This is a genomic window from Beijerinckia indica subsp. indica ATCC 9039, from assembly GCF_000019845.1.
Lineage (GTDB): Bacteria > Pseudomonadota > Alphaproteobacteria > Rhizobiales > Beijerinckiaceae > Beijerinckia > Beijerinckia indica.
This window is the reverse complement of the sequence record NC_010580.1, coordinates 37,154-57,952: the sequence shown is the minus strand read 5'-3', so window position 1 is coordinate 57,952 and position 20,799 is coordinate 37,154. Positions and strand designations below refer to the sequence as shown.

The 20,799-nt window shown below is 57.8% G+C and carries 26 protein-coding genes; 22 read left to right on the top strand and 4 right to left on the bottom strand.

Annotated elements, in window-relative coordinates; translation table 11 throughout:
* Window positions 1–2 precede the first annotated feature (2 nt).
* Window positions 3–272 carry a hypothetical protein gene (locus tag BIND_RS20940; protein WP_012382905.1) on the top strand — a complete coding sequence of 90 codons (270 nt, stop codon included), beginning with the start codon at window positions 3–5 and terminating at the stop codon, window positions 270–272.
* Window positions 273–362: 90 nt separating this feature from the next.
* Here BIND_RS20940 and BIND_RS21505 read toward each other — a convergent pair whose 3' ends face one another.
* Together BIND_RS21505 and BIND_RS21500 are read right to left on the bottom strand one after the other, a co-directional pair.
* The gene (locus tag BIND_RS21505; RefSeq protein ID WP_148210828.1) at window positions 363–623 is read right to left on the bottom strand and encodes a hypothetical protein; all 261 of its coding nucleotides are present in this window, start codon (window positions 621–623) and stop codon (window positions 363–365) included.
* 272 nt (window positions 624–895) lie between these two features.
* Window positions 896–1,387: a hypothetical protein gene (locus BIND_RS21500; RefSeq protein WP_148210827.1), complete on the bottom strand. Its 492-nt coding sequence runs from the start codon at window positions 1,385–1,387 to the stop codon at window positions 896–898.
* Here BIND_RS21500 and BIND_RS18980 point away from each other — a divergent pair.
* From BIND_RS18980 to BIND_RS18905, 16 genes are all read left to right on the top strand, one after another.
* Entirely contained in the window at window positions 1,386–1,925 is a 540-nt protein-coding gene (locus tag BIND_RS18980) for a hypothetical protein (protein WP_012382901.1), read from the top strand. The two genes, BIND_RS21500 and BIND_RS18980, sit on opposite strands and share 2 nt — an antisense overlap.
* Before the next feature lie 75 nt (window positions 1,926–2,000).
* A complete protein-coding gene (locus BIND_RS18975) occupies window positions 2,001–2,288 on the top strand; it encodes a hypothetical protein (RefSeq protein WP_012382900.1) in 288 nt (95 codons plus the stop codon).
* Between the two features lie 98 nt (window positions 2,289–2,386).
* Window positions 2,387–2,728 (top strand): hypothetical protein, encoded by a 342-nt coding sequence (locus BIND_RS18970; RefSeq protein ID WP_012382899.1) that lies wholly within the window; start codon window positions 2,387–2,389, stop codon window positions 2,726–2,728.
* Window positions 2,729–3,002: 274 nt separating this feature from the next.
* Window positions 3,003–3,329, top strand: a complete 327-nt coding sequence (locus BIND_RS18965) for a hypothetical protein (protein WP_012382898.1) — start codon at window positions 3,003–3,005, stop codon at window positions 3,327–3,329.
* A gap of 3 nt (window positions 3,330–3,332) precedes the next feature.
* On the top strand, window positions 3,333–3,725 hold the full coding sequence (locus BIND_RS18960; protein ID WP_012382897.1) for a hypothetical protein: 393 nt from the start codon (window positions 3,333–3,335) through the stop codon (window positions 3,723–3,725).
* Window positions 3,726–3,810: 85 nt separating this feature from the next.
* A complete protein-coding gene (locus BIND_RS18955; protein ID WP_012382896.1) occupies window positions 3,811–8,892 on the top strand; it encodes a helicase-related protein in 5,082 nt (1,693 codons plus the stop codon).
* A 100-nt stretch (window positions 8,893–8,992) separates the two neighbouring features.
* Window positions 8,993–9,553, top strand: coding sequence for a hypothetical protein (locus BIND_RS18950; protein WP_012382895.1), 561 nt, complete (start codon window positions 8,993–8,995; stop codon window positions 9,551–9,553).
* Window positions 9,554–9,638: 85 nt separating this feature from the next.
* Window positions 9,639–10,172, top strand: a complete 534-nt coding sequence (locus BIND_RS22290) for a helix-turn-helix domain-containing protein (protein ID WP_081433838.1) — start codon at window positions 9,639–9,641, stop codon at window positions 10,170–10,172.
* 225 nt (window positions 10,173–10,397) lie between these two features.
* Complete coding sequence (locus BIND_RS18940) at window positions 10,398–12,095, top strand: ParB N-terminal domain-containing protein (RefSeq protein ID WP_012382894.1); 1,698 nt, start codon at window positions 10,398–10,400, stop codon at window positions 12,093–12,095.
* Between the two features lie 34 nt (window positions 12,096–12,129).
* Window positions 12,130–12,396, top strand: a complete 267-nt coding sequence (locus BIND_RS18935) for a hypothetical protein (protein WP_012382893.1) — start codon at window positions 12,130–12,132, stop codon at window positions 12,394–12,396.
* On the top strand, window positions 12,397–12,837 hold the full coding sequence (locus tag BIND_RS18930) for a hypothetical protein (RefSeq protein ID WP_012382892.1): 441 nt from the start codon (window positions 12,397–12,399) through the stop codon (window positions 12,835–12,837). It abuts the gene before it with no gap.
* On the top strand, window positions 12,813–13,007 hold the full coding sequence (locus BIND_RS18925; protein ID WP_012382891.1) for a hypothetical protein: 195 nt from the start codon (window positions 12,813–12,815) through the stop codon (window positions 13,005–13,007). Before BIND_RS18930 ends, BIND_RS18925 begins: the two co-directional genes overlap by 25 nt.
* Before the next feature lie 78 nt (window positions 13,008–13,085).
* A complete protein-coding gene (locus BIND_RS18920; RefSeq protein WP_012382890.1) occupies window positions 13,086–13,445 on the top strand; it encodes a hypothetical protein in 360 nt (119 codons plus the stop codon).
* A 22-nt stretch (window positions 13,446–13,467) separates the two neighbouring features.
* A complete protein-coding gene (locus BIND_RS18915; protein WP_012382889.1) occupies window positions 13,468–13,689 on the top strand; it encodes a hypothetical protein in 222 nt (73 codons plus the stop codon).
* Window positions 13,690–13,742: 53 nt separating this feature from the next.
* Entirely contained in the window at window positions 13,743–13,940 is a 198-nt protein-coding gene (locus BIND_RS18910) for a hypothetical protein (RefSeq protein ID WP_012382888.1), read from the top strand.
* Between the two features lie 125 nt (window positions 13,941–14,065).
* Window positions 14,066–14,620: a hypothetical protein gene (locus tag BIND_RS18905; RefSeq protein WP_012382887.1), complete on the top strand. Its 555-nt coding sequence runs from the start codon at window positions 14,066–14,068 to the stop codon at window positions 14,618–14,620.
* 49 nt (window positions 14,621–14,669) lie between these two features.
* Here BIND_RS18905 and BIND_RS18900 read toward each other — a convergent pair whose 3' ends face one another.
* A complete protein-coding gene (locus BIND_RS18900; RefSeq protein WP_012382886.1) occupies window positions 14,670–15,248 on the bottom strand; it encodes a hypothetical protein in 579 nt (192 codons plus the stop codon).
* 993 nt (window positions 15,249–16,241) lie between these two features.
* On the opposite strand from BIND_RS18900, the gene BIND_RS18890 reads away from it, so the two are divergent.
* From BIND_RS18890 to BIND_RS18870, 5 genes are all read left to right on the top strand, one after another.
* Window positions 16,242–16,841 (top strand): hypothetical protein, encoded by a 600-nt coding sequence (locus BIND_RS18890; protein ID WP_012382885.1) that lies wholly within the window; start codon window positions 16,242–16,244, stop codon window positions 16,839–16,841.
* A 320-nt stretch (window positions 16,842–17,161) separates the two neighbouring features.
* Window positions 17,162–17,533, top strand: coding sequence for a hypothetical protein (locus BIND_RS18885; RefSeq protein WP_012382883.1), 372 nt, complete (start codon window positions 17,162–17,164; stop codon window positions 17,531–17,533).
* A 53-nt stretch (window positions 17,534–17,586) separates the two neighbouring features.
* Entirely contained in the window at window positions 17,587–18,180 is a 594-nt protein-coding gene (locus BIND_RS18880) for a Uma2 family endonuclease (protein WP_012382882.1), read from the top strand.
* Window positions 18,181–19,165: 985 nt separating this feature from the next.
* Entirely contained in the window at window positions 19,166–19,579 is a 414-nt protein-coding gene (locus BIND_RS18875) for a DUF736 domain-containing protein (RefSeq protein ID WP_341872327.1), read from the top strand.
* A gap of 92 nt (window positions 19,580–19,671) precedes the next feature.
* A complete protein-coding gene (locus tag BIND_RS18870; RefSeq protein WP_012382879.1) occupies window positions 19,672–19,857 on the top strand; it encodes a hypothetical protein in 186 nt (61 codons plus the stop codon).
* Window positions 19,858–19,943: 86 nt separating this feature from the next.
* Here BIND_RS18870 and BIND_RS21495 read toward each other — a convergent pair whose 3' ends face one another.
* Window positions 19,944–20,180: a hypothetical protein gene (locus BIND_RS21495; RefSeq protein WP_148210825.1), complete on the bottom strand. Its 237-nt coding sequence runs from the start codon at window positions 20,178–20,180 to the stop codon at window positions 19,944–19,946.
* Window positions 20,181–20,799: the final 619 nt, after the last annotated feature.

The window sequence follows — 20,799 nt, the reverse complement described above, 5'->3', positions numbered from 1 at the left end:
ATTTGAGTCCTGACCCTAAAGCGACGCGTCCGTTCATCGCCGTCGAGCCGCTACTGCAGGATGCGCTTTACTCCATTGCAGGAGACGCTCTCAGCAAGATCCTCGACGAGGACATCCTCCCTGTTCCCTCTCAGCTTGGCCAAGTCTGCATGATCTGTGGCTGCTCCGAGGAAGACGCTTGCACCACGGATTCGGCCAATTGTTCCTGGGCCACCCCGAACCTCTGTTCCGCCTGCGCTTCAACCACGCACACAACACACACCGATGATTAGCCGACTGTGACGATCGGCGACTTTACGCATACATTGAATGTCTCTATTTTGTTTATGTCTGGCGGCCAAAAGGCTCGCCCCCAGCTTCGGTCATTTTTTTTCGTGCTCTTCCCTTAATCTTAAGGCGTCCTCCGCCGATTTAGGCCTTATACGCGGGATTTCAGCTTCTCGCTTGGCGGTCATGAACCCATCTCGCCAATAATGGAGCTCGTCAGAATAATTATAACGATCGTGTTCGTAAGGATTGTCTTCCAAAGATTTACCAGCATGAAACGCGGCAACACCTTCCCACCTACACCTTTCAGAAATAGCGCGGTCGCGGCGCATTTCGGCTTTAGGATTATTGCTCAAGTTTATACCCCTTTTACCAGCGGCAAAACACGGTTCTGTGTCCAACTCCAACCGGGACGATCGTGCAATATTCGTGAGGAATTATTACGGCCATCCCGTCGACTGCTACGGCGATGGCTATGACAACGGATCTGCTACGACAGCTATGTATACAAACATCCCGAAGAGACCGCACGCTTGTTTTCCGGTTTCAACAAGGCAATAATCAAAGATGGATTCACTAAAACGCGTGATCAACCGCGATATTGCCCTTATGATCGATACATTGAGCATTACCAAAATGCTGAAGGAAGCGGGATTTTCCGAGAGCCAGGCCACGGCCCTCGCCCGGGCCATTGATAAATAATGCTACAGGGACAATCGAGCTTGTCGAGGATCGCATGAACAAGGACCTTGCCGCTGCCATCGAGAAATCGAATGCGTCTTTCGAAAAAACCGTTCGGGAACAAACCTGCTGGCTCTCCACTGTCGTCTTTGCCGCGGTCGGGGTTTTTGCCACCCTTGTCGGCATATTGATCCACTTCAAATAAAATCCAATCCTCTGCCAATGCTGACGAACCGGCCATCCAGGCCGGTTTCTTTTGGCCAAAATCCAAGAAAGAAGAGAGAAGAAAACCACAAGCAGGTGCCGGCCGCAAAAGGTGGGTCGCGCAGGCCGCTGCGCTGGGCCCGCGCGATCCCGGCGCAAGCGCCGCTTTTGCAGCTGTCCTCCAGCTTGTGGTCGCGGAAAGGGGTCTTCGAGAAAGAAGAAAGGAGATCCCCATGAATTCCATCCTGGTACTGCCTCACGCTCTAACCCCTGAACCGCTCGGCCAAAAACTCCTGCAGCTCGTGGTAAGCCTCGTCTCTCGAAGAGCGGCTGAGCGCGTCCGCATCGAGCCCCAGGCCCCAGCGAAAGCCGCCCTTCAAGCTGCCGCCAAGAACGCACCCAAGGCCGTACCCAAAACCGTTCCGCAAGCGGCGAAGGCCGTGCCTGTCATCCCCTTGCGGCCCTTCAAGGCACCGACCATCAATGCGTTCGACCTCGCCTCTCATCCCGACGAAGCCGTGTCCGACAAGGCGATTGAACTCCTGCTAGGCCGGGGTTCGAGCTCCGTCAACGATGTCCTCGACGACCTCCTGCCCCGGACCGAGCGCAATGCGACTGAAAAGGCCCTCGATCTGAAAGTCGCGCGCGCCATCATCCTGCATGTCGTGGCGATCGAAATCCGCCATATCGCGCAGATGACGGGTCTGAGCGAAGCCACCATTTTGGCCATCGTCGACGCCTGGCAGAACGAAGCCCTGGAGAAGGCGGCATGAACAAGCTAACTGACCTGATCGAACACTCGACTTCTGGCCGCTGGATTCTCGAGCCCGGCACTCAAGAAATGGCCGATGGCCGATGGCACTATCCTTCCGACGGACATCGTTAAATCCCTTGGCGATTTCAGCATCATCGCCAAGATGCATCCGATTGGTCCAACGGATCAGGACCAGGACCGCAGACGCGCCAACGCCCAGCTCTTCATCGCCAGCCGGGATATGGCGCTTTTGCTGGAAGAAGCCTTCACCGCCTATTCCGCAGAATTCGAGAACGATCAGGATATCTCCGGAGCCGATTTCCTCGAGTGGTTCGCCAATTGGCGCCAGCGCGTCAAAAGGCTGACGCAGAGCCTGCCCTGATCCACGCCTGCTTGTTCTCGCAACCTTGCTGTCATCAAAGCCCGTCCCTCGTGACGGGCTTTGTCGTCTTTGACCGTCAAAATTTCAGGAGATTTCTCATGGCCAAATATATCATCACAGCCCACAAGATCGATGCGATCACCGTCAGCAAAGCCTCCGGCTTTACCTCGACCCAGATGTCCAGCCTGTTCGGGGCGAAGCCGGAAAAAACGGTCGATGTTTCTTCACTGAAAGAGCTGATCGCCGAATACAACGCCTTCGCCGACAGTTTTAAGGATAGCGGCATCTGCTATCAGCTCTATGCTTGCAAACATCCCCAAGAGACCGCGCGCCTGTTTTCCGGTTTCAACAAGGCAATAACCAAAGATGGTCCACTAAAACGCGTGATCAACCGCGATATTGCCATCGCCGCAGGCGAGAAGGAACAAGCTTCTGCCTAACAGGGCGAAGGCACGTCCATCCCATCAATGGCGGGCCATACCCAAGTGCCAATGCTGACGAACCGGCCGCCCAGGCCGGTTTTTTTTGGGCCGAAATCCAAGAAAGAAAAGGGAGGGAAGAGAAAAACCACAAGCGGGTGCCGGCCGCAAAAGGTGGGTCACGCAGGCCGCTGCGCTGGGCCCGCGCGATCCCGGCGCAAGCGCCGCTTTTGCAGCCCACCCTCCAGCTTGTGGTCGCGGAAAGGGGTCTTCGGAAAAGAAGAAAGGAGATCCCATGAAAGAGCGCGTGGCTCAGCCCAATCCCGAACAACCGACATCCTCTCCGCCAGAGGCAAAGCTCTCAAGCCTGTTTCAACACTTCAATCATGAAGCCGCCCGCCGTGAAGGCTGGGATCTGATCGCGGAAGGCCATTACGCCGATGGCGATGCCAAGATCCAGATTCAAACGACACGCGGGACCTCGCCCTTTCGCGAAGATCGCGACGCCTGGAAGCATGTCGTCGATGAGGCCCGCAAATATTCCCAGCTCCATCGCGACGCCCTGGATCTGATCGACCGCCGCGAACAGATGGCCATCTTCACTGTCCATGGCTTCTGGTGAACCATGAGCGCCGTCAAGAAACCCCTTGACCGGGGCCAAAGCCACAAGCGGGACATCCTCCCGCTTCCTCTCCCGCCTGCCCCTCAATACCTCGGCACCTGGTCCTGGCGCGATCCGCAGCCGGGCGAAACCATCCGGCAATGGCGCGACCGCGCCGACCGCCTACGCGCCGAGCTCGAGGGACGCGCCGCCAATTGGTGCGCTCCCGGCCAGCGTGTGCGGATCGTCCATGACCCCCGCACCTTCGAGCCTTGGATCGAGGAACGCATCGGCACGATCATCAAACGCTGCGGCGAACCTTTCACGGATTACGCGCGGGTCGCGATCGACCTGATAGGCCGCGAGACCAAGGTCCGTCTCCACCTGCTCCCGCTCGAAACCATCGAGCCGTTCTAAGCGCGCTCGCCTCCCCCTTCCTTTGTCCCTGCCCTCCCGGACGGCCGCAAGGCCAGCCGTGGAAGGCGCTCGTCTTGAGGACCCCATGGCCCGTTCCCGCAAAGATTCCTTCCAACTTTCCCTGTTCGACACGACCGCTCTCTCGCCCGCCTTCACGGCCCGGCCAACCGTCAAGACGCCCGCCAGCGCAACGCCTGTCCCAAGCGAAATATCTCCCCTTGCCCATGAAACCGAGCCTTTTCCCGCCCGCGATTTCCGTCTCGAGGGCGATCGCGGCCTCGCCAAGGGCTGGAAAGCCCGCGCCGCCGACAATCTGAAAGCCATCGCGCTGTCGCAGAAGCTTGCGGAAGAAGGCCGCAATGCCTCTCCCGAGGAACAGGCGATCCTTGCCCGTTTCACCGCCTTCGGCGCGGGCGAAGTCGCCGACAAGATCTTTCGCCGCCTCGACAGCCCGCTCGTTCCTGGTTGGGAAACGCTGACTGAAGACCTCGAGCAACTCGTCACGCAAACCGAACTGGCCAGCCTCAAACGCGTGACGCAATATGCCCATTACACGCCCGAACGGCTTGTCTCCGCCCTCTGGAAAGGCGTGCGCCACCTCGGCTTTGCCGGCGGCAAGGTTTTGGAACCCGGCTGTGGCACCGGCCTGTTCTTCGCCCTCATGCCTGAAAAGCTGCGCCAGAAGGTCAGTCTGACCGGCATCGAAATGGACCCGGTCACCGCGCGGATCACCGGCCAGTTGTTCCCCAATGCCTGGATCCGCAATGAGGATTTCACCAAGGCCAAACTTCCCGACAGCTATGATCTTGCCATCGGCAATCCACCCTTCTCGGACCGCACGGTCCATGGCGATGATGCGACCGGCAAGCTCAATTTGTCGCTGCATGATTATTTCATCGCGCGCTCGATCGACCGGCTGAAGCCTGGTTCGCTCGCCGCCTTCGTCACCAGCCGCTATACGCTCGACAAGACGAGCACCATGGCCCGCGATGCCATCGCCCAAAGCGCCGATCTCGTCGCCGCCTTCCGCCTTCCGCGCGGCGCCATGGCGGAATCGGCCGGCACCGACGTCATCCTTGATGTCCTGTTCTTCCACAAACGCCTGACCGGCCAGGAACCGAATGGCATCACCTGGAAAAATCTCGCCGAAGTGCTCCCGGTCGAGGATGGCGAAGCGGCTCTCTCCATCAACGAATATTACCTTGCGCACCCCGAGCATGTCCTTGGCCGCCATGCCCGCGTCTCTTCGCAATACGGGCCAACCTATGGCTGTATGCCGGCCGATGGAGACTTGTTCGATCGCTTCGACGCGCTGATCGACACCCTGCCCCAAAATCTCGTCCAGGCCACCGAGGCCAGCCAGGAACGCCCCTCATCACCGAAACCGCGCGTGGTCGTCGGCACGGCCGCCGAAGGCGCCACGATCAAGGAAGGCAGCTATCTCCTCCTTGATGACGAACTGCACCAGATCATCGACGGCGAGCCCCGCAAGGTCGCGATCCGCAGCGCGACCAACAAGGAAGGCATTTTCGCCAAACATGCGCGGATCATCCGGGCATTGATCCCTGTCCGCGACGCCGTCCGCGCCGTTCTGCGTGCCCAGGAAGCCGATCAGCCTTGGGGCGTGGCCCAAAGCCGCCTGCGCGCCGCCTATCAGGCCTTCGTGCGCCAGTTCAAGCCGATCAACCTGACGAATGTCACGGAAACCACCGATCCGAAAACGGGCGCCATCCGCGAGACGCAGCGCAGGCCCAATCTGCAACCTTTCCTCGATGATCCCGATGTCTGGCTGGTCTCCTCGATCGAAAATTATTCGATCGAGACGGGTGAGGCCAAGCAAGGTCCGATCTTTACCGAGCGTGTCCTCCATCCGCCTGTCGAACCCATGGTTCAAAGCGCCGCCGATGCGCTGGCGGTCTGCCTGCACGAGCGCGGCACGATCGACCTGCCGACGATCGGCGAGCTTCTGGGGCAAAGCGAGGACCAGGTTATCGAAGCCCTGCGCGGGCAGATCTACCGCATCCCGAGCACCGTGCCGGGTCTCGACGTCTGGCAGAGCGCCGATGCCTATCTCTCCGGCAATGTCCGCAGGAAGCTCGTTGAGGCCAAGACACACGCCGAGACGGATTTCCGTTACCGTGCCAACGTCCAGGCGCTCGAGGCCGTCCAGCCCGCTGACCTCAAACCCTCCGACATCACTGTGCGCCTTGGCGCATCCTGGATCCCCGTCAGTGACATCGTCCGGTTCATCCGCGAGACGATGGAGATCGAAACAACGATTCATCACATACCGGAACTGGCGATCTGGACGATCGATGAAAGCCCGTTCCAAGGCCAGGCCGCCGCGACTTCGGTCTGGGGCACGGAACGCGCGCCTGCCGGCGAGCTTCTGAGTGATGCGCTCAACGCCCGCATTCCCGAAATCAAAGACATCATCACCGAAGATGGGCGCAAAACCGAAGTGGTCAACGCTGTCGAGACCGAGGCCGCGCGGGAAAAACTCGCCAAGATCCGCGACGCCTTCAGCGCCTGGGTCTGGACCGACACGGAGCGCGCGGAGCGCCTCTGCCGCCTCTACAACGACACGTTCAACAATCTGGTGCCGCGCCATTTCGACGGGTCGCATCTGCGCCTGCCCGGTGCCAGCTCGGTCATCAATTTCCACTTCCATCAGAAACGCGTCATCTGGCGCATCATCAGCGCGGGCAAGACCTATATCGCGCATGCGGTCGGCGCGGGCAAAACCTTCTCCATGGCGGCCGCCATCATGGAGCAGAAACGCCTCGGCCTCATCACCAAGGCGATGTATGCGGTGCCCGGCCATTGCCTGGCGCAGGCCGCCCGCGAATTCCTGCTGCTTTATCCAACGGCCCAGATCCTCGTCGCCGACGAGACCAATTTCACGAAGGACAAGCGCCAACGTTTTCTCGCCCGCGCCGCGACCGGCCATTGGGACGCGATTATCATCACCCATTCCGCGTTCAAGCTCATCGCGGCCCCCGCCGCCTTCGAACAACGCCTGATCGAGGACCAGATCAACACTTACCAAAGCCTGCTGGAATCCGTCGATAAAAGCGAGCGCATCACCCGCAAGCGGATCGAAGACCGCAAAGAATGCTTCGAAAAACAGCTGAAGGAATTGCAGAGCACCAAGGACGATCTCCTGACCATCGGCGAGATCGGCGTCGATCAGATCATCGTCGACGAGGCCCAGGAATTCCGCAAACTGTCCTTTCCGACCAATATGAGCTCGCTGAAAGGCGTCGATCCCAAAGGCTCGCAGCGTGCCTGGGACCTCTATGCGAAGGCGCGCTACATCGAGACCATCAATGCCGGCCGCGAATTGATCATGGCGTCAGGCACGCCGATCACCAACACGCTCGGCGAGATGTATACGCTCCAGCGCTACATGCAGCCGGAAGCCCTGGCCGAACGCCGCGTCAGCGAATTCGACGCCTGGGCGGCCAATTTCGGGGAGACGCGCACCGAGCTCGAATTGCAGCCCTCCGGCCAATACAAACCGGTCACGCGCTTTTCCGAATTCGTCAATGTCGCAGACCTGATGGCGATCTATCGCACGATCGCCGATGTCGTCCTGAAAAGCGATCTGCGCAAGCATTTGAAACTGCCGGCGATCCGTGGCGGCCGCCGCGAAATCATCACCAGCGAGGCAAGCTCCGCCTTCAAGGCCTATCAGAACTATCTCGCCCGCCGCATCAAGACGATCGAGGACCGGCACAGCAAGCCGCAGAAGGGCGATGACATCCTCCTCTCTGTCATCACCGATGGCCGGCACGCGGCGATCGATCTGCGTTTTGTCGGACTGAAGTACGGCGAACCCGGCAACAAGCTCAACAAGCTGATCGATAATGCCTTTGCGATCTGGCTGGAGACGAAGGACTGGACCTATCGCCAGCCAGACGGCACGCCCTGGCCGCTACCGGGCGCCGCGCAGATGATCTTCTCCGATCTCGGCACGCCCAACGCCGCGGCCAAGCGAGGCTTTTCCGCCTATACCTGGATCCGCGACCAGCTCATCGCGCGCGGCGTGCCGGCGAGCGAAATCGCCTTCATGCAGGACTATAAGAAGTCCTCTGCAAAACAGCGCCTGTTCAACGATGTGAATGCTGGCAAGGTCCGCTTTCTCATCGGCTCGACGCAGACGATGGGCACCGGCGTCAATGCCCAGCAGCGCCTGATCGCCCTCCATCATCTCGATGTGCCTTGGCTGCCATCCGATATCGAACAGCGCGAAGGCCGCATCGAGCGCCAGGGCAACCAGAATGCAGAAATCCGCCTCTTCGCCTATGTCGCCAAGGGCAGCGTCGACGCCACCGGCTGGCAGCTCCTCGAACGCAAGGCCCGCTTCATCGACATGGCCATGTCCGGCGACAGAAGCATCCGCCGTATCGAGGATGTCGGCTCCACGGTCGATCAATTCGCCTTCGCCAAGGCTCTGGCGTCTGGCGATGAACGCCTGATGCGCAAGGCCGGGCTCGAAGCCGAGGTCGCGCGTCTTGAACGCCTCGCCAACGCGCATTTCGATGACCAGATCGCCGTCCGCCACGAAATAACACGGAACGAAAAGACGCTCGAACGTGCGAAAAAACAGATCACCGCCCTGCAAAACGATCTCGCCACGCGGCGCGCGACCAAGGGCGATCTTTTCGAAATGCAGGTCCGAGACCGGCCCTATCGGGAACGCAAGGATGCCGGTGGCGCCTTGCTCAAAGCCATGGCGGAAAAGATCGCGGCAGGCTCGAACGGCCATTGGACACTGGCCCGAATTGGCGGTTTCAACGTCTCGATCGGCTTGCGTTTCTACAAGATCGGTGACTACCGGCTCGATGGCGCGCTCCTGCGCGAAGCCGATGACGTCGAAATCGATCTCACCGGCGATCTGACTCCGCTCGGCGTCATCGCCCGTCTCGAACATGCCCTCTCGAGCTTCGACGGCGAATTGCGCTCATGGCAGGCAAAAGCCGCCGAGGCCGAACACCGCCTGCCTGGCTATCGCGCCCGCCTTGGCGAAACCTTCGCGCATCAGGCCGATCTCGACGACAAGCACCAGGACCTCGCCGAGCTCGAGGCCCTGCTTCAACTGACCCCTGCCGAAAAGGCCGAGGAAGAAGACATCGGCTGGAGCCAATACCTCTGCGCCGCCTAATCCCTCCTTGGCCTCCCGCCTTTTCTATGAAGGAACAAATCATGAACTTATTCAAACGCCTTCTGAAATGCGAGCCACTTTTTGCCCGGAGAACCCTCCAATGATCCCCGCGGCGATCGCCAAAGCCTTGCGCCTGCCGGCGCTCGAGGCTGATCTGTTCCAGCCCACACAATGGGACAGCCCCGCCGACAAGGCCGCCTTTGGCAATGCACTTCTCCGCTTCCTGGCGGAGGATTGCCCCAAGGAGAAATTCAAGAAGCCCTTCTATCAAAGGCTCTCCAATTGTTTCGGGCACATTGCGCATTACAATGTGCATGGTTTCTACGAAACCTTTTTCACGAGCACCGCCGACAAGATCGAGTTTTTACAGCAAACGCTCGGCTACCCTTGCTGGGGCGATCCAGCGCATACATTCAGCGATCTCGAACGCGTCGTCGTTCACCGGATCGCGCAGAGCGGCCTTCTCGACTGGCATAAGCGCACGCTCACAATCGAAACAGAGACCCGCGAAAAAGCCATGCTCGCGCGGCTCAAGGCCAAATACGAGCCAGATCCCCTGCCTTCGAAACCCTCCGCCTCCACGCCCATCGTGCCGGCGCCCATCCCGGTTTCAACACCCGCCCCGCCCCAGCAAACGACACTCTTCGATCTCTTTTCCTGAGCCCCAACGAGCCTCTCACACATGCACGACATAATGGAGTCACACTCATGCTCATCAATTGTGACGATTCAACAGAGGACTATCGATCCACCCTCATGCAGCGCCGCAAGGAAATTCATGGCGGTTTCTCGCCGCTGCTCAGCGTTCTTCGAAAACTACGGAGAAAGCAGAGGAAATTCCACCGCCGCCAAGTGCGATCAAAGCAAAACACTCCCCCGCTCCTGCCTTCTACCTTCCCGAACTCCCGATCCGGTCCTCGTTCTTTCTCCATCCGTGCTCGCTGGCTCAGCCTCCGGCCCCTGATCTCTTCAAGCCTCGATCAAAGCAGCCCAGGATACAGACGATCCTCAGGCTCGTTACACAGATCCATGACGTAACCATCGACGATCTCAAATCCAGCTCACGCAAGGCGCGTATCGTAGAACCCCGGCAAATTACCTGCTATCTCGCCCGGATGCTGACGCCCTTATCCCTGCCACAGATCGGTCAGGCCATGGGCAGACGCGATCATACGACGATCCTGCATGCCGTGCGCACTATAGAACAGCGCACCCAGGATGATCCCCAATTAGCGGCGATGATCCGCGCCTACCGGGTCCTCCTCACCCCCCTGCTTTGATCGCTCCTCCCCCCGAAAAATGAAGAGAGAGAAGGCGGATCGCTTTGGCCGGTCCCCGCCATCCCTTCGGTCCAACGCGGCCTACGCGCCACCGGCCTCGCTTGGCCGCAAGGCGCAAGCGCCCCGCGTCCCGCGCAAGGCAGGCGGGCTCGCCCGCATGGGTGCCGGGGTCCCGGCAAAAGCGCGGAAGGGAGGGCAGAATCCAGAAAAGGAAAGGATTGAGACATGACGAACATGGAACTGCGCGAAGTCGATCCCCGCATCCTGAAATTCGATTCCGACAATCCCCGTAGGATCGCGGCCGACGAATGTGAAGACGCTCAACTCATCGCCAGCATCCGCATTGTCGGTCTTCTACAGCCACCGATCGTTTACGAGAACGATGCTGGTCTCTTCGTCAAAGTCGGCAAACGCCGCACGCTTTGCTCCATCGCCGCCGATCTTGCCACGATCAAAGTGCTCGTCACCGAAAAAGACGACGATCTCGACGCCATGCGCGCCTATATGGAGAACGCCGTGCGGGCACCCATGTCGCTCATCGACACATGGCGCGCCATCGAAGCCTTAGCCAAGAACAACTGGACCGAGCAGGCCATCGCTCACGGGCTTGCAATGACCGTTCGTGATGTCAAATGTCTACGCTTGCTTGGACAAGTCCATCCGCCGATGCTCGACCATATGGGTCATGGCGATATGCCCAAGGAAAGTGAGTTGAAAGTCATCGCGCTTGCCTCACTGGACGATCAGGCCTCCGTCTGGAAAGCCAAAAAGCCGAAAAAGGGCCAGCAAGCGTTTTGGAATCAAATCGCTGCCGCTCTTCAAAAAACCAAGTTTCTCGCGACCGATGCCCGGTTTTCAGATGAAGACGCCCGCGCCTTCGGCCTCGCCTGGCAAGATGATCTCTTCGGTCCCGCCGACGAAGACAATCGTTTCACGAACGATCGCGAAGCCTTCCTTGCCGCTCAACAGGCCTGGCTTGAGAAAAACCTGCCGAAAAACGGCATGATCGTCGAAATGGGCGATTATGGCCAAATGAAACTGCCGCCCAAAGCCGAACGCATCTGGACGAAGCCGGGCAAGAAGGATTTCATTGCCTTTGCCATCGATCAAAGCAGTGGCCGTATTCATGAGCAGCCTTACCGGATGCCCGCTCCGGTCAAGAACCAAAACGGCAAAAAAGCCGAAACTCATGCCGATGATGCAACGCCTATCCCCGCAAAGACCAAGCCTGACCTGACCAGCAAAGGCTGGGACATGATCGGTGATTTCCGCACCGAGGCCCTGCACAAAGCCCTGGCCGAAAACCCGATCGACGACACGCAGCTCATCGGCCTGCTTGTCCTGGCCTTCAGTGCTCAGAACGTCGATGTCAAGACTGGTCAGCCTTACGGCACTTTCAAAACCCTCGTCGGCCCGATCATCCAGGGTGGCCATCTCACGCAAGATCCCGAAACCCTGCGTCAGACAGCCCGAACCATGCTCGCCCATGTTCTCACCTGCAAGACAGGCTGGAATAGCAGTGGGCTCCCCGCGCAGCTCGCTGGCGATGCCATCGGCGCCGACGCCCATCTGCCCTCGATGGGCAGCGAAGATTTCCTCAAATGCCTCTCCCGGCCGGCCCTCGAAAAAGCCGGCTCCGATCTCGGCGTCCTGCCCCGCGATCGCGTCAAGGACACCCGCACCGCTGTTCTCGGCCAGATCGGCGAAGCCCCCTACATTCATCCGCTTGCCCACTTCGCCCTGAACGATGAGCAAATCGCCAAAATCACGCGACCGGCCGAAACCTACGACGATGAGACCGATCCGGAGGCCGAAGGGGACGTCAACGGCGCCGATGCCGAAATGCCAGAGCATGAACCTGCTGGCATGGAAGACGACGCATTCGGCCACGCCGAAGATGACTATGGCGAGGAAGCCGCCTGATCAGCCCACCCCCTCTTCTTTAGGGAGACTCCCCATGACCCTCTACCGCCTGCGCCTCGTCGAGGAATTGATCGAAGGCGATACCGGAGAATTCATCGTCGAGGCCAAAACGCCAGGAGACGCGGCCTCTGTCCTCCTCACCGCTCATGCCGAGGCCCGCGAAAAAGACTCAAACCATGTCGTCCTGCCCGATGGCCAGTCTCAACATATCGAGCCGGACAATATCATCCGGACACGTCTGTTCTGCATGCTCCTCGATGATGACGGCAACGAACTCTACGAAATCGACCCGGAGGCCTGAATGATCCGTCAATATTACGCTCAACGCTGCCAAGGCGGCGACAATCCCCTGCGTGTTGGCACCATCGCCATTGGCTCGATCTATTATATCCAACCCACATGCTGGTGGCGTGATCGCTTTCGCGGCAAAGCCGAATGCAGAGAACCCTGGATTGTCGAAGGCTTCTTCAACGGTTTGATGGGCGCCGCCATCAAGGATCCGCTGACCGGCTATTGGGAAAACCGCTACGTCTCCCGACGATCCGACACCGCGCTGATCCGTTCCCTACGGACGGGACGCCGACGCACGACCCTCGTCCACACCTTGATCCTGCACGATGACGAAGGCCTGACCAAGGGACCAACCCACTATCCCGATCTGCCCCGTCTTCCCTTCCGCAAGCCCAAATCCCTCTCCTCAAAAAAGGAAACTTCGCCATGTTTGGAACTTACAACCGCTTGAACCTCCCCGTCGATGCCAGTTGGCAGACGGTCGTGCGCGCTGCCATCAAGAAGCTTGATCCCAAATCGCTGAAGGATCCTCAGCTCCGGCCTGATCGGAGAACCTTCTACAGGATCATGCTCGAGCACCATGAGCGCGCGCAGGAAATGGTCGCGGCCTACCGGCTCTGAAACTTCCCACTTCTCAGCTCTGTCCTTCCCTTCACGACCTGGCGCAAGCCGGGTTTTTGCATTTTTGGAGACATACACATGTCCACACTCGATCAATACACGGAGGTAAAACGGTATTTCAGTCCAAAATATCGCGGAATGATCGTCATCGCGCAGGAAGGAGTTCAACTCCTGCACAGGCTCGAAGACGACGATTGGAAAGTCCTTCGCCGCAAAAAAGAAAACGTACTTATCGAGGAATGGCTCAATAATAGAAAACAAGAGATGGCGAACAGGCCCGCCTGGGCCTTGGACGTCCAAGAATTACCCTCCATGGAACAACTCGAGGAATGGCTGTCCGACGGCCAGTGTGAAACCCCGACCGGCCACGAGGTCGAACCAGATGGCCATGGTCCTGATGGCTCACCTTCTTGGCTCCTAGCTCTTGGACTCATCTGATTGAACTTGAAAGGAGACCGTTATGCCAAAAGAGCCTCTGTCTGATCATTGCAGCAATCCCAACCATGATAGCCGTTGGACCTGCCCCGCATGCTACACCGATCTCGGCGATGTCGGTGAGGGCACCATCACCTGCCCTCACTGTGAAAACAAGATTGTCTGCACGCTCGAATACGAACCTGCCTGCCATGCAAGGCTGGCGGATCAAGATGATGACGAAGAAGAGGATGATCAACGTGATTGATCACGATCATGCCTTTCGACCGAAGTCATCAACCAATCATAAGGATAAAGCCCATGAGCGACATCACTTGGCACGATGATATGGAAAACTGCCCGAACAATGTCACCATTCTCCTCAAGCTCGACGATGGAGACATCAACTTCACGGAAGCCCGGCACAACACCGTGCCATGGGCGCAATATTACCCCTTGAAGCCCGATAGCGGCGAAGACGGCGTTGCCTATCCCGTCGCTTGGGCACGGGTTGCCTGATCGCTAGAAAGGTAAACCATCTACGCCTATTGCGACCACAGCGCCGCTCACCAGAATGTTTCTGACCGCCCGCAATTCATTCAAAGCCCGGCCAAAGCCGGGTTTTTGCATTTCTGGAGGCCCTCATGGCTGACTATTCCTCGCCTACCGTCATCCAGCAGACCATCCCCGAAGCCGATATGACGGAGCTCGAAAAAACCGTCCTTCTCGAAATCTTCCAGTATGAAGAAGACGGCAATGGCTTCTATCTTTTTCACGAAGAAAGCCCACAAGATCTTATTACCATCGAACCTGAAGACTATGAACGTCTTCTGGCGATCAAAGACGATGGCTTTAGCAGCCTGCGCACATGGCTCCTCGAAAACCGTCCAGTCGGAGAAACCGATCCCACCGAGCTCGACATGAGCGACTATTCCTATGAATACATTCTGCAGGATATCGTCAAACGATCAAAATCTCTCGATTACATTACCGTCGTGACCGGCTGGACCTGTTCCAAAATGCGCTCCGATGGATTTGGCGGCATGGCGAGCTTCATCACCGCTGATGAAATCAAATGCCATTCGACCACGCAATTTCTCGAAGATTGCATGGCTGAATTCGAAAAAGATGCTTCTCCCGAAAAGAAGCAATGCACCGCCGAGGGGAAGATGCCGCCCGAAACGAAAGCCACGGGCTGAAACATCAGCGCCGCGGCTTTCTCATAAAGCCAGGGTCCACTTGCCAGCCTTACTGGCCGAGTTTGGACTCAATGTGAAGAGAGCACAATTTTTCCATGGCCTTGTGAACATCGAAAGGCTCCCAAGGCTCACCACGCATGGCATAGGCCACCGCCCGCGCCGCGCCCTCCGCACGTTCGGAAGCTTCATAGGCTTCGATCAGCAAATGCGTCGCGGCCACGATCTTGGCTTCAAAGACATTCATCCAAAGCTGACTGGCCTGATCGTTCTTGCCCCGCGCTTTGTCGTAATGGTCATAGGCCTGATCGATTTCCTCGCTCGTCCTATCATGGGCCTGGCACAGTTTGACGGCTTTGGCGACCAGAGGCGCCAGGAGACCATCGAGCTCTCGCTGTCGGCGTGGTCCAGGCTGATCATCCACTTGATTCAGAATGTAGTCGGCCGTCTCCCGATCCATTTCACCGCGAAGGCCATGAAGAGGCGGCGCGATCTTGAAGGCTTCGGCTGCATAGAAAACCTCGCGCGGATCCGGTGCGATTTCGCGTAACAGCGCCAGGCCTGGCCGTTCATCCCTTTCGACTGGAAACCGGATGACATTGTCAGTGCCGGGCAAATATTCGACGCGCATCGCAGCCTCCATCCTTCAGCGATAGCCTTACCATAACCGAAGCGCCTCAGATATGCAAGCATAACATGTTGATTATTATAGTATTTCATGCGCCGCGTGAATTGTGGCACAGCTTCCCATCATCACAGGACGGGCTTTCTTCCCGCCTTTCAGCATGAGCGTTGAGAATGGCATGCATGCGCGGGCATGTGCAGGCATGCGCGTGCTGTCTCTCGTTTTGTCGGAAGAGCATCCAGTCTCGAGCCCGGACACTGTATCTCTTGCGCATGAGCGTCAAAGGCCGGGCTGCGACGGCCTTTCAGCGCTTTGCAGTGCTCGCTTGTTCTCGATGCCCCACCCCGATGGATCCATCACTCATCGGCAAAGTCTCTTGGAGCGGACGGCAGGCCCTGTTTCTCTGCTGTAAGGGCAGGCGGGACGGAAGCGGCTGGGCGCCCGCCGAGAAGTATCAGCCTTTCCGAGAAGCCAGGCGGTTCCCCTTCTCTCTCGGAGCTGAGCTCGTGACGGGGGCTTCCCTTCGTCTTCAAAAGGCTGTTGCACGCTTTTTCCCGGCTTGGATGAAGGTAGCTCACGCACGGATCTGAAAGAGCTCGCGCTTTCAGGGCTCGATCCGAAGGCGGTTGCCGGCGCTCTCAAAGCGCGCTCCACGATCAACCTGTCATCTCTGGCGTTCCCGGCCGCCGTTCTCGCGCCTCTCAAAGATGGCAGATCAGACAGAAGCGGAACCGCCTGGCAATGGCGGCGCGCAACTTTCTTCCCCGGCCGTAAACGGCCTCCTCGCGGAACAAGAAAGCCAGCCCAACTCGGCCAGCCGTAAACGGCTGGCACCCGGTTGAGTTGCGCTCTGCCATCCTCCGCTACGCTCCGGCCCGACTCGACCCGCCTGCGGCCGGTCCCCGGTCGGGTGCAAGGCGAACCCGCCCCTGTCTCTTCGATCGCCATCGAGGCGCTGAGGAACGCGGCCTCGAAACAGCAGTGACAGGAGACAAGATCATGGCCTTCAAGAGCATCGACGACGCAAACGCCACTCTCGGACAAAAGCCCGAAAAGAAGCGCAAGCCCACCACTTTCGAGATGGTGCAGCAGGTCGCCCCCACGCATTCGATGATGGTGAAGATCGCAGCCGCTTTCGCTCTTGAAGACGTCGATTATGAGAAGATCCGCGACACGGTGCAGCTCAATCTGATGGGTGAGAACGACGCCCTCTGCAAGGTTCTCAGCGAAAAGGCTTTGCAAATGCACCTCGAGCGCATCACCGGCGCCTATGTCGCATCCGCCTGGGGTGCCGCCAATTTCTACAGCAACAAGGCTACCGAGGCCGCCCGGCTCAGCAGCGGCTTTGGGAACGATGACCGAGACGAAGATCGCGACGGCGTGGCAGGTTTCGAGAACAAGCAGGAACGTGCCCGGCAATTCGCCGCTGAAATGGCCTCCCAGGCCTACGCCCTGATGGCGGCCGCTCATGGCGCCGTCGATGCCTACCGCCACATCACCGGCCAGGACTGGAAGCCCTACGCTCCCCGCGCCGAGGCCACACAACGCGTCGAACACCGCTCGACCCAGGCGCAAATGGATGCCTTCCAGCGCCGCTGACATCCAAAGGCGGGAGCGAAAGCTCCCGCCTCTCCTGACAATTGAGTTCAAACCCTGCCAAACATCACAGGATTTACACAATGGACGCCAACATCCTCATCATGCTCGATTCGCCATTCATCGCTCTCATTGTTATCTTTGTCCTCTTTTTCCTTTTCTATTTCATGGTCTTAATAGGCATCTTCAAAATCATCGGTTCTATAGTCAAGGCATTATCGAATGATAGGCGCCGTGACTATGGCCGGTACTGACACACATCCCCGAGGCTGGGTATCTTCCCAGCCTCGTATTCGAACAATCATTCCACGGAGACCAATCTTATGTCCATTTCATTCAATGCCTTTCATCAAAAAGACAATGCATTTCACTTCGTCGATTTGCCCGACGATATCGAACTCTGTCTATCTAGCGCCAACGGCACCGATCTCCTCAATACCCTCGGTATCGAGGATTCCTGTTCCTCCGCACCTTGGCCGATCGAAGCCTTCCGCGCTCTCGTCACCGTCGCAAGGCGTAAACGCCTCGACTATCGCTCGCCAGAAATCCCAACGACGGCACACCAGGAGCCTGGCCACGCCATGGTCATCGATTGCGGACGATCCGAAGGCTACATCGAGCGCCGCCTCGAAGATCTCTCCGATTTCCTCAACGAAAGCCGTGAAGCCGGCGCCACCCATATCGGCTGGGGATGACCCCAGCCTCTTTGTTCAAGCCTTTTGCCTGCCGTTGTGATAGGATAACCATCATGAACCTGCCTCTCCGCAAGCCCATGACCCTGCCCGAATTCCTCGCTTGGGAAGAACAGCAGCCCATCCGATACGAATTCGATGGCTCTGCCCCCTTTGCCATGGCTGGGGGCACAGAAGCTCATGCCATCATTCAGACCAACCTTGCTATAGCTGTCGGGGGTCGTCTTCGTGGCAAACCCTGCCGTTTCATCGGCAGCGATCTCAAGGCCCTCGTCGCCGACAATTCCTCCCGCTATCCCGACGGAATGATCGTCTGTTCTCCCGTCCAGAATAGACGCACCACTATCGCTGATCCCGTCATCGTCTTCGAAGTCCTTAGTTCCTCAACCGCAAGCACCGATCGTATCGTCAAGGCCCGTGAATATCAGGCCACACCCTCCATCCAGCGCTACATCATGCTTGAACAGGACCGCATCGGCGCTACCATTTATGCCCGTGCCGGCGATACCTGGACATTCGAAATTCTCTCGGACGATGCCATCCTCCAGATGCCAGAAATCGGCATCGAGTTGCCTCTTGCTGAACTCTACGAAGGATTGAATTTCGACATCGAAGACGAAACCAGTAAGGAAATTTCTCAATCGTCTTGATAAGACAAATGATTTCAATGAAAACTTCGCAGGAGGTTTACATAAGATGAAAATATCTATTTTGAGTGAGCCACTAATCTTCGTTGCGGTCACATGCATCGCAATCTTAGTAGAAATTCTTCCTTTTATCGCAGTTTTTAATTCATCCCCTGACAACCCGTTCCCGGTACTATTATCCCTCATTCCAATGATCAGTATCTCTTCATACAAGCTTATACAGCATCGTAATAACAATAAAATAATTGCCAGAAGCGAACTCAAGCCGAAATGTTTCACGTAACCAGCTCGCTCTTGCATTGATTATCAATCCATGGCGACTCTTGCTTTGCAAGACCGGGCTCTAGGCTGCGCCCGAAGCCAGCGCTCCGCAAGCTCCACGCCGTCTTCGCCTTCGGTAACGATCCCTGTCGCGGTCAGCTGTGAACACCAGCTAAAGCACCCCGCATGGATACGCGCTTGCTCGGTGCGATCCCTCGGCGGCAGGGAGAAGCAACGCCGCGCGCCCGACCCCGGCCACCGGCTGGCTGATCCGTCTCGTTGCTGGATCAAGGCCACAGAGCCTGATGGATTGAGCTTGCCTGCCTCGTTCTTGAGACAAGGCAAAGGCCCTATTCTCTGCTTGGGTCATCGACGCATGGAAGGAAGCCGGACGTTGTCCGCTCAGGGCATCAAGGCTTGGGCGTTCTTTGCCATGGTGCGTCGATCCCCAGGGTTTTCGGGAGCCGGTCAAGCCATCGGTCAGCCATCCGCTCTTTCCCTGTCCTGAAAGGCCAAGCAGTCCCCGCGCCTCTTAAGATGGCCAGATCAGACCAAACCAATCTCGTCAACAATAGCGCCGCGCAACTTTCTTCCCCGGCCTGCGGCCTCCTCGCGGAACAAGAAAGCAAGCCCAACTCGGCCAGCCGCAAGCGTCTGGCGCCCGGTTGGATTGCCGCTCTGCAATCCTCCGCTGTGCTCCGGCCTGACTCGACCAGGCCAAGGCCTGGTGCCCGGTCAGGTTCAAGACGATCTCGGCCCGGTCTTGTTGATCGCCATCGAGGCGGCGATGGACGCAAGGCCTCAGAATAGAGGAAAAACGGATATGGCGACGATTGGCTCTTTCACCCGCACCCAGGACAACACCCTTGTCGGTCGGATCAACACGCTTACCATCCAAACGCGTGCAACCTTGGTTCCCATCCCGATGCGGACCAACGACAATGCCCCTCACTACCGCATCGTGACACCGAAAGGCGTCGAACTCGGTGCCGCCTGGATGAAGACGTCGGACATGGGCAACGAATACCTGTCGGTCCAGCTGGATGATCCAAGCTTCACGAGCACGATCTACGCCTCCCTGGTGGAGGTCGAAGGCGAGCGCGAGCTGCAACTCCTCTGGAGCCGCCCCAGAAGGGACTGACCCAATCCAAAGCGCCTCGCAGTCATGCGAGGCGCTTTCTTACGTTCATGCCCGGGAGGCAAGGCCAGCTATACAGCTATGGAGATCAAGCCATGAAGAAAAAAACGATCCGTGCCCCACGCAATCGTGCCACGCAGGCCATGCGCTTGCGCGCCGCCAGCGCCCATGTCGCTGTCACCAGCGACACACGCCCGAAAGTCATCACCCCCAGAAAGGGCAAGGGCTCCTTCTGCCGGAATAAACCCCGGCAGGACGACCTTTCCGCCATGATCGCCTAATCCGCGCCAAACGCGATTTCCTATTCTCATGAATCATCAACACACTCGGGCTGCATCCTGATCAACACCTTCAACAAGGCAGTCCGTCAATGAATACGCTTCAAACGATCTATCTCATCGCACTGAGCGTTTTTACACTCTCCTTTGATGAATTCCTTTATCGGCGCTACCTCCATCACCGCAAAACCATCGTTGATAGTCTCGTCTATGGAAGCGACGATATAGATCCTCTGGAAACGCGCCTCATCAAAAAACTTCATAATGAAGTCATCTATGATCAGAACCATCCTCTTCATCTCGAAAGGATTTTTAAACTCAGCCAATTCTTTTTCATTTCGTTCGTAATCATCGGGCTCATAATCATCGCATTTGGTTTCTTGATCGCATTAATCCCTTTCATTGCAATCAATTATATCGTCTATTCAAGATATTGCTCCGAAGTCACAAATATTCCAATGCGTCTTCGCAAAAGATTGCAGATATTGACCTTCATCCATCCAATAAAATAACAGCCTTTTCTTAATCGATCTCTATCCCTCATCAGTCGCCTGCGATCGTTTCGGGCTCACAATTCGCTGAAACAAATTTCTGCTGCACCCAGTCCTTCCTGAATGAATGCGCTCGGGCGACTCTTGCTTTGCAAGACCGGGCTCTAGGCTTCGCCCGAAGCCAGCGCTCCGCACCGTCTTCGCCTTTCAGGTAACGATCCCTGTCGCGGCCGGCCGAGACAGGCCGGGTTCCTCCCCGCAAAAGCGCCTCGCCGCACGAAAGCCCCGGCCTCACGCGCCAGCCTCCCTATCCCCTGTGGCTGATCCAGCCCTCTTCTTGTCGGGCAGCGCCTACGCGCTGACATTCCTTCGGCACAATCACCTTTGTGATCGTCCTCTCCTCCTCGCGCCATCGCAAGCGATGGCCGGTTTGGGAAGGGGAAGACGTTCCTTC